Source organism: Actinomadura keratinilytica (assembly GCF_039539665.1).
In the GTDB taxonomy this organism is placed as follows: domain Bacteria; phylum Actinomycetota; class Actinomycetes; order Streptosporangiales; family Streptosporangiaceae; genus Spirillospora; species Spirillospora keratinilytica.
On record NZ_BAABDO010000273.1, the window covers coordinates 1 to 1,038 of the forward strand.

Annotated in this window: 2 protein-coding genes; both read right to left on the reverse strand. The window is 67.1% G+C overall.

Features of this window, described 5'->3' with window-relative positions; translation table 11 throughout:
• Positions 1 to 582 (reverse strand): GTP-binding protein (locus ABD879_RS32660; protein WP_345025658.1); only part of this gene is annotated, 582 nt, incomplete at its 3' end.
• Entirely contained in the window at positions 563 to 997 is a 435-nt protein-coding gene (locus ABD879_RS32665; protein ID WP_345025659.1) for a DUF742 domain-containing protein, read from the reverse strand. The genes ABD879_RS32660 and ABD879_RS32665, both read right to left, overlap by 20 nt.
• Positions 998 to 1,038: the final 41 nt, after the last annotated feature.

Below are 1,038 nucleotides of genomic sequence, written 5' to 3' on the forward strand. Positions count from 1 at the left end.
CCCGCGGACTTTCATGGCGTGCATGACGAGGTTGATCAACACGTTCTTGCAGGAGTCGAGTTTGCGGGCGTCGCAGAGCATGACGGGGACGTCGGGGCCGAGGTTGAGCGCGGTCTCGATTTCTTGCAGGTCGTATTGGCGGGCGCCTTCGAAGCAGTTGACGGCGACGATGAAGGGGGTGCCGCGGCGTTCGAAGTAGTCGACCGAGGGGAAGCAGTCCTTGAGGCGGCGGGTGTCGGCCAGGACGACGGCGCCCAGGGCGCCGAGGGCGACTTCGTCCCACATGAACCAGAAGCGTTCCTGGCCGGGGGTGCCGAAGAGGTAGAGGACGTATTCGTCGCGCATGGTGATGCGGCCGAAGTCCATGGCGACGGTGGTGGTGGTCTTGCGTTCGACGCCGGAGACGTCGTCGATGCCGATGCTCTGGTCGGTGAGGAGTTCTTCGGTGCGCAGGGGCTGGGTCTCCGAGACCGTGCCGACCATGGTGGTCTTGCCGACGCCGAAGCCGCCTGCGATCACGATTTTGACCGCGGTGGGGAGTTTGCGGGCGTTCGGCGTGCGCTTAGAGGGCCCGGAGACCATCGATCACCGCCTTGTAGAGCCTGATGTCGTGCATGTCCGCTTCGGGGTGGGGTTCCTGCATGGTGATGAGTCCTTTGTCGAGCAGGTCGCCCAGCAGTACCCGGACGGTGGCGACGGGGAGTTTGAGGTGGCCGGTGAGTTCGGCCACGGACATGACCTCTTGGCACAGGTGCAGGATGGCCAGGTGTTCGGGGGTCAGTCCGATCTCGCCGTCGGGCAGGGGGCCGATGGCCACGACCAGGGTGATCAGGTCGAACCGGCCGCGGGTGGGTTCCAGCCGGCCGCTGGTCATCACGTACGGCCGCACCATCGGGCCGGCATGCTCCTCCGGCCATTGCTCGCCGGGCCAGTGGTCGCCGGGCCGGTGCTCGTCGTTGGCCTCGGGGGGCATCGCGTCGTCCTCGGGAGGCAGCATCACTCGGCCCGGTCCTCAGCACCCGGCACCCGAGCCGGCGA

Excerpts from the sequence above, each read along its gene's own strand:
- ABD879_RS32665 (WP_345025659.1), bottom strand. The coding sequence starts at position 997 with ATGCTGCCTCCCGAGGACGACGCGATGCCCCCCGAGGCCAACGACGAG.